8 protein-coding genes and 1 tRNA gene are annotated in these 6,972 nt (G+C 35.9%); 2 read left to right on the plus strand and 7 right to left on the minus strand.

Translation table 11 applies throughout. The features are described 5' to 3' along the window. Positions 1-34 precede the first annotated feature (34 nt). The 4 genes from JEM49_RS06370 to JEM49_RS06385 all read right to left on the minus strand — a co-directional run bounded on the left by JEM49_RS06370 (position 35) and on the right by JEM49_RS06385 (position 3,754). Positions 35-1,093: an SEC10/PgrA surface exclusion domain-containing protein gene (locus JEM49_RS06370; protein ID WP_201874200.1), complete on the minus strand. Its 1,059-nt coding sequence runs from the start codon at positions 1,091-1,093 to the stop codon at positions 35-37. Positions 1,094-1,232: 139 nt separating this feature from the next. Next, entirely contained in the window at positions 1,233-1,907 is a 675-nt protein-coding gene (gene apf, locus JEM49_RS06375) for an aggregation-promoting factor (protein ID WP_087363312.1), read from the minus strand. Positions 1,908-2,458: 551 nt separating this feature from the next. Beyond that, positions 2,459-3,331 (minus strand): metallophosphoesterase family protein, encoded by an 873-nt coding sequence (locus tag JEM49_RS06380; RefSeq protein WP_201874203.1) that lies wholly within the window; start codon positions 3,329-3,331, stop codon positions 2,459-2,461. 30 nt (positions 3,332-3,361) lie between these two features. Next, positions 3,362-3,754: a hypothetical protein gene (locus tag JEM49_RS06385; protein WP_087235709.1), complete on the minus strand. Its 393-nt coding sequence runs from the start codon at positions 3,752-3,754 to the stop codon at positions 3,362-3,364. Positions 3,755-3,865: 111 nt separating this feature from the next. Here JEM49_RS06385 and JEM49_RS06390 point away from each other — a divergent pair, with 111 nt between their 5' ends. Beyond that, positions 3,866-4,066 carry a hypothetical protein gene (locus JEM49_RS06390; RefSeq protein WP_025006070.1) on the plus strand — a complete coding sequence of 67 codons (201 nt, stop codon included), beginning with the start codon at positions 3,866-3,868 and terminating at the stop codon, positions 4,064-4,066. A gap of 97 nt (positions 4,067-4,163) precedes the next feature. After that, positions 4,164-4,562 carry an iron-sulfur cluster biosynthesis family protein gene (locus JEM49_RS06395; protein WP_025006071.1) on the plus strand — a complete coding sequence of 133 codons (399 nt, stop codon included), beginning with the start codon at positions 4,164-4,166 and terminating at the stop codon, positions 4,560-4,562. Positions 4,563-4,640: 78 nt separating this feature from the next. Here JEM49_RS06395 and nagA read toward each other — a convergent pair whose 3' ends face one another. The 3 genes from nagA to JEM49_RS06410 form a co-directional block, all read right to left on the minus strand. Further along, positions 4,641-5,795, minus strand: coding sequence for an N-acetylglucosamine-6-phosphate deacetylase (gene nagA, locus JEM49_RS06400; protein WP_201874217.1), 1,155 nt, complete (start codon positions 5,793-5,795; stop codon positions 4,641-4,643). Positions 5,796-5,811: 16 nt separating this feature from the next. Continuing rightward, positions 5,812-6,525, minus strand: coding sequence for a GntR family transcriptional regulator (locus JEM49_RS06405; protein ID WP_201874205.1), 714 nt, complete (start codon positions 6,523-6,525; stop codon positions 5,812-5,814). 165 nt (positions 6,526-6,690) lie between these two features. After that, positions 6,691-6,763, minus strand: a tRNA-Thr gene (locus JEM49_RS06410). Between the last annotated feature and the right edge of the window lie 209 nt (positions 6,764-6,972).

The following is a 6,972-nucleotide window of genomic DNA, read 5'->3' on the forward strand; positions in this document are numbered from 1 at the left end:
AAAAAGCACGCTTAATACGTGCTTAATTTAACTTTTACGGCCTAAAGTTGGTGTTGTACTTTTCACTTCCCACAATAAAAGTTGGAACGCTAATGAAGTGCATTGAATAAATCTTGCCCGTCTTAGAAATACTAAAGCCATAATAATTATGATCGCCATCATGACTTGATCCTTGAGTATTGAACAAGTCACCTGCATGTTCCCATTCGCGGTACAAAGACTTGTTTTTACGCTCATCTTCACCAGATCCGGCAAAACCAAAAATCATTTGTTTTAAGCCAAAGTAAACGTTGCGCTTCATTTCACCCATTGGCATAGTAGTTTTATTAATAGTAAAGCCGGCCATATCTTCTACATAGTTATCATCTAGTTTAAGACCATGCTTTTGACAAGCTTTAACAATACCTTCCACATAATGTCCTTGATCTTTAATGCTACGGCCGTGTTCTTCATATTCCTTAGCAATATCATCAGCTAATTCTTGCGTGCCAGTGCTATAAATCCAAGGTTCAAGACCTAATTGTTCACGAGCACTATTAATTACTCTTAACGAAAAATCAGCTAATTCATGTTGTTCACTTGCAGAAAGCTTGTCTGGATTGATAAGTCTTTTATCGCTTGCAGTATCACCTGTGACAACGCGTGAGAAATTATTTTCTTCCATGCCCTTCATCGAAGCGGCAATGAATTCTTCACTTGGGTGGCCTTTATATGCTTCTAATAGTTCAGAACGTGTATAACCACTTGGCAACTTAATAACGGCCTGACTATATCTTTCAACCGTCTTCTTCACCAATTTAGCATTCTTAGCTAAAATCCAATGTGAGTTATTACCAATTTTATAAGCTAAATGCTTTTTCTTGCCAATTTTTAGATATTTCTTAGCAGAATAAGAATATGTTCTGCTTGTATAAGCGTAATATTTAGATTTTTTACCACGATTGGTATAAAGACGTACTTTCTTATTTCCTTTTACTCGCAGTTTGCCTTTGCTGGCTGCTTGCACTACTTGAGGATGAGTTTGCGTAAGCATGCCAACTGGTCCCATTAAACAGACACTAGTGAGCAATGTCACCATCATTTTCTTTTTCATAATTGTCCTCACTTTCTAGGCACTGTCAACATTATAGTTTTATTATATCGTAGTCTTTTAAATTACAAAAAAGACACCCCTCCGAATCTGGAAAAGTGCCTCCTTTTTATTATTCAATTGTTATTTAGTTTTTAACTGATTAATACCAGCCGTTTGCTTGCCAGAATGACTTAGCAGCAGTCCATGAACCGTAACGGCTTTGTACGTATTGGTCAGCAACTCTTTCTTGGTTGGCAGCTGAGTAGTCACCGTTCAAGTATGATGCTGAAAGTTGGTATTTACCTACGTATTGACCGTTAGAAGCACTGTATGAGCCACCTGATTCACGGCTAGCAATCCAAGCCTTAGCACTTGCTTCTGAGCCTGATGCGTTTGAAGTGTATGATGAAGCGCTAGTATTTGAAGCAGTTTGAGTATTTTGAGTTTGTGATTGTGCTGGAGCTTGAGTTGAAGCTTGAGCAGTAGTTTGAGTTTGGATAGCAGCTGCGTGGTAACCAATAGTTACGTACTTAGCACGAACCCATTGGTTCTTACCTAAGTCGTACCACTTGTGGCCCTTTGAATCGTAAGCAGTCTTGATAACTTTCCATGAAGTGTCGCTTGCTAAAGTTTGACCAGTTGCTACTGGGTTTTCATAGTTGTTATATACAGTAATTGAATTATCTGAAACGTAGTTTACAGTTACTACGCTTGCATCGTTTTGGACGATAGCAGCTTGTGCAGTGTTTGAGCCTGCGTTGTTTGCTACTACTAAACCTGTAACTGACATAGCAGCTACTGCAATTGACTTAACTAAGATAGATTTAATCTTCAAAAAAATTCTCTCCTTAAAGTTATAAAAAATAATATAAGTAACGAATTTTCACTTATTCGTCTGTCTGTATTCAATTGACATCGTATATACTACAAGCTTTTCGTTTCAGAACCATAACAAGAATATCACTCAATCATTAAGAAAATATTACTTAATATGACATTATTGTAACATTTGTAACATTAGTGTAAATTTATTTAGATAATACAAAATACTGATCTATCAAGGTTTCTAGCACTTTTATTTTTAACTTGCTATGTGCAAAAGCATGTTCGTATTTAACAAGCTGAAATATTGCTGCAAACAAAATAGATTCTTTCCAGTTAGAAAGTTAAGTGCTATAGTAAAAATGTATTTTTAAATAAAAGCGAGGAATAAATCATGACTAAATACGAAGTTAAGTTAACTGAAGAAGATTTACAAATGATCAAAGATTGTCACTCAAAGAACCCTTCAATCATGAAGGCTATGAACGAAGCTAAGAAAGTTGAAGACTAATTAATATTTTTGATCTCTAAATCTAAAAAACATCCCAATCGGGATGCTTTTTCTTATTCATCAAACTTTGTTCCTTGTGGATTTTTCCAATTATAAACGCGAACAATCTCACCGTTTCCATCAAGCACTACAACATTGCCATCATTATGTGGATAAATTAAAGGATCAGAATGTGATCCACCATCAGTAAAAATTCTGGCTGGTTCACCTGGATACTGCATTTTTCTAACAATACAGTCATCCTTTTGCAGTTGCTTCATTTTTCGCCCATCATCGTATTTACCTTCTAAAACAGCTGTAGGCGTATGACCCGTCACAATTGTTTTACCAGTTCGATTATGGGAAATCATTTTTTCCGCTTGATCAGAATACCAATATTCTTCTCGTGCCCAAATCCGATAAAAGTCATAATCAAACTTCAAACCATAAACTACCTTATTGTATGTAGTGGGATCATTATATTTTTCATCAGGGCGCACACCCGCATGAACAAAAATAATCTGCGGTGTATCATACATTGTCGGACATGATTTTAAGAAACGATAATATTTACTTTCTCTAACTTCATCGGGCAAAATCGTCCGGCCAAATATATTGGTTAAAGTCTTCCCACCGCCGTTATAGAACCAGATTCCATCTTGATGCTCAGTTCCTTCAGCAAAATTAAGCATCATTTGTTCATGATTACCTAATAAAACAAGGGCACCTTGATTTTTCTGATCTATTAAATAATCCAAAACTTCTTTAACATGTTCACGTCCATCAATATAATCACCACCGGTAACCAATTGAGCTAATGGATAGTCTTTCTTGGCTTGTTCAATTAAATCAATTGTCTCTAAATTGCCATGAATGTCAGAAATAAAAATATAATTATCCTTTTTCTGATCATCTTCAAAAGTTTGATCAACAATTTTACGGGTCATTCTTACCCCTTCTTATCTTTTTTTAGACTATTAATTTGTTTCATTCCACGCTTTTTGCAAAACATCACTAAAATGTTGCAATTCGTTTTCATCAAACACAATTAATAAACCATTTCTAATTACATCCATTTTTTCATCGCCATTACGACTTAATTCCAAGCTAGAAACAAATAATACATTTTCATCAGACGCTTTCATTAAGACATATTTAGCCTCATATGGGGCGCTCCCTTGACTATCGTCTAAATATTTCATAGCAATTTGATCTAGCAACTTTTGAGGGAATTCAAATGCTTGAATAGTACTCTCAGCTTCTTTTTGACTTACCCAACCTTGATAATTATCAGGTGTAACTTCATCAGGCATTTTCATTAACATAAATTGTGATTTGTTTTTATCAATAAATAATTGGCAAAGTGGCATTGCTCTTCCTCTCTTCTATTACATCATTTTCTTCTTACTTCTATTATAAGCTGCTTTTGTATCAACCATTAGAAAATCGACTACAATAATATATGAAAAGAAGTGATTGTTATGTTTAATGACAAAAATGCTATTTTAGCTAAAAATTTACACGTTGATTCTTTTAAGTATCAATCAACTGAAGATATGCCTAATGAAGCTTATGAAAAATGGCAAGAAAACCATATGAACGCCAAAGTATTCAATTTAGAATTTCGTAATATCGGTCAAAGTGGCGAATGGCAAGAAATGATCGTCATCTGGGGCGACTAAAAAGTTAGCTTTTCTTGATCTAAATCAATTTCTTATCTAATTTTTTCTTGTATAATCTAGTTAACAAGTAAAGAGATTTAGACAGGAAGTAACGAATATGCTAAAAATCACATTTACTGACTCCGCATTAGATTATTTAAAAAGAAGAGAAATTGCTGACAAGACTTTGATCTTAATTACCGATGATGGCGGCGGCAAATATTCCATCAAGGGTGGCGGCTGCAGTATTGGCTCACATTTTTCAATTATTTGGGTTGATGAAAAAGATCCGGACTATCCTGTTCAATTAGACAATGATCAAGGACTTAAAATTTATACTTCTAAGTATGATATGACCTTGATGGGTCCAAACATGGTGATGGATTATAATGCTGGCAGCCTTAACCTTCGCTCCGATGAAGGAATCTTAGATGGCGGCGTTGAAATCGGCAACGGTGCTGCCCTAATTAAGGCTAACAAAAATGTTAAAATGACTGGCGTTGAATGGCGCTGCTAATAATGAAAAAATAAATTTAATCAAAAACAGGTATGCATCATGACAACGCATACCTGTTTTTCTATCTAAAATAATATTTTAAGCTTTATATCTAGATACACCATCCAAATAAGTCTCACTCAAAGTCATGTCTGGATTCAAAACAATGAAATCAGCTGGCTTATCAGGCTTAATTGAACCACATTTATCAAGCTTATTAATTGAACGTGCCGGAACATATGATGCCATCATAATTGCATCTTCAGGAGTAACAACGTTCCAATCAACCAGATTCTTTACAGCTTGCTTCAACAATAAAATACTACCTGCTAAGTTATCGCCATCCTTCAAGCGAGCCATGCCGTCTTTTACATAAACTGGTAATTCACCTAACATGTAATCACCATCTGGCATGAGTCCCGCTTGCATACAGTCAGTGATCAAGCAAATATGTTCTGGGGCCTTAGCACGTACCAATGCTCTGACAGTTGGTTCCAATACATGGTGACCATCACAAATTAATTCATCGGTGACCAAGCGAGCAGAATATGCGGCACCAAGCAAGTTAGGAGTGTGTTGTGACATTGGTTCCATACCGTTATACGTATGACAAAACATAGTGGCACCTGCTTCGACACATGCAATGGCATCCTTATAATCTGAGGCTGAGTGTCCTAATGCAATGATGATGCCGTCTTTCACTGCTTGACGAACAAATTCTTTGGAACCCTTACGTTCTGGAGCCATCGACATCTTAATTAGCATCCCGTCAGAAGCTTCTTCATAACGGCGAAGCTCTTCAATTGAAGGATCACGCATATACTTAGGGTTTTCTGCACCAGCATGTTTAGGAGTAAAGTAAGGTCCTTCAAAGTGTAAGCCTTGAATTTTAGCACCAGTTTCTTCACCCTTATGTGCTGCATACTTTTCACAAGTTTCAATTAAATGTTTATCACTATCAGTAATCGTAGTTGGAAGCCATGAAGTAACACCTGCCTTAAGTAAACCTTCAGAAATCTTGTTGATTCCTTCCCAGTTACTCTTCATAGAATCTTCATTAACTAAACCGTGAATGTGAGTATCAACTAATCCAGGAGCAATCCATTTACCGGTATAATCGACAATCTTGCCTTCAGGCTTTTCATCTTCTGGATAATAAAAACCAAATTTTCCGTGATCATCAACTTCTAAATAACCACCAATTTCAGTTTTATTTTCTAAAAAGAATTTATCTGCATGAATGAAATATGTCATCATTTTTCTCCTCATATTATTCATTATATTGCTTAGATCTATATACAAATTTATCTCCGCGAGCGAGTGCTTGTGTAAACTCGATCGGGATGTTTTTATCATTTATTGCTTTACGGTTAATTTTTAAACTAGCCGTATTTTCTTTAACATGAAGAAGTTGAGCCGCTTCTTTAGTCAGATTAACTGCTTGTACATCTTCAAATGCCAATACACTAATTTGATGATATTTCTTTTTCAAAGTTCCATATAAAGTCCCTTGATTCAAATCATCTAAAGTTAAATTAGGAAAAATCTTCTCTGGCAAATAAGTGCGATTATACACTAACGGCTCGCCATCAGCCAAACGTAATCTTATCAATTCATATGCTTGATCATTTGACGCAAGATTCAATTGCAGTGCAATTTCTTTTTCTGGTGTACACAATTTAAGAGAAATATTTTTAGTAGATATTTCCTTGCCTTCGCCTTCCATCTGGCTACTAAAAGAATACATGCTACCTAAGTTCGGCTGCTTGATAAAAGTTGGTGTAACAAAGGTCCCTTTACCATGCAAACGATAAATTAAACCCTTTTCTTCCAATTCATTAAGTGCTAAACGCACAGTGCTACGGCTCACCTTGAACATTTCAACTAGTTCTCGTTCGCTCGGAAGCTTCTGATTAGGTTGATAATCTTTTTTGATATGTGAAGCCAGTTGGTTCATCAATTCTTTATAAAGTGGACTTTTCATTTACTCACCTTCTAACTGGTTAGTACCACTTTAAGTAAAATTATATCATGAAAGAGCTTTCTGCAAAGTGGTTATAACCAGTTATTTTTGGTGCAAAAAAAGACCTGCATGAATACTCAACTCCTAAAGCCGGGCTTCATTACAGGTCTTTTGTTAGTACTCTGATGCTGAATGGCAGAATCGAACTGCCGACCTTCTCTTTACGAGGGAGACGCTCTACCGACTGAGCTAATTCAGCAACCTCACAACACTAGAATTATACCAAAAGTGCGGATTGCATGCAATTAATGTTTCTATGTAAAAATGCGTTAAGAATCTCCACCCTTAACGCATTTTTCTCATACTCAACTATTTTTTAATCAGGTCAACTACCCTAGACTGAAGTCTAGGGCTTAGTGGCTCGTTAGCTTACGCTAACCAGAACACCAACTTGCTTAGATACGGACT

The sequence above is a fragment of the Lactobacillus sp. A27 genome (assembly GCF_016742815.1).
Lineage (GTDB): Bacteria > Bacillota > Bacilli > Lactobacillales > Lactobacillaceae > Lactobacillus > Lactobacillus gallinarum.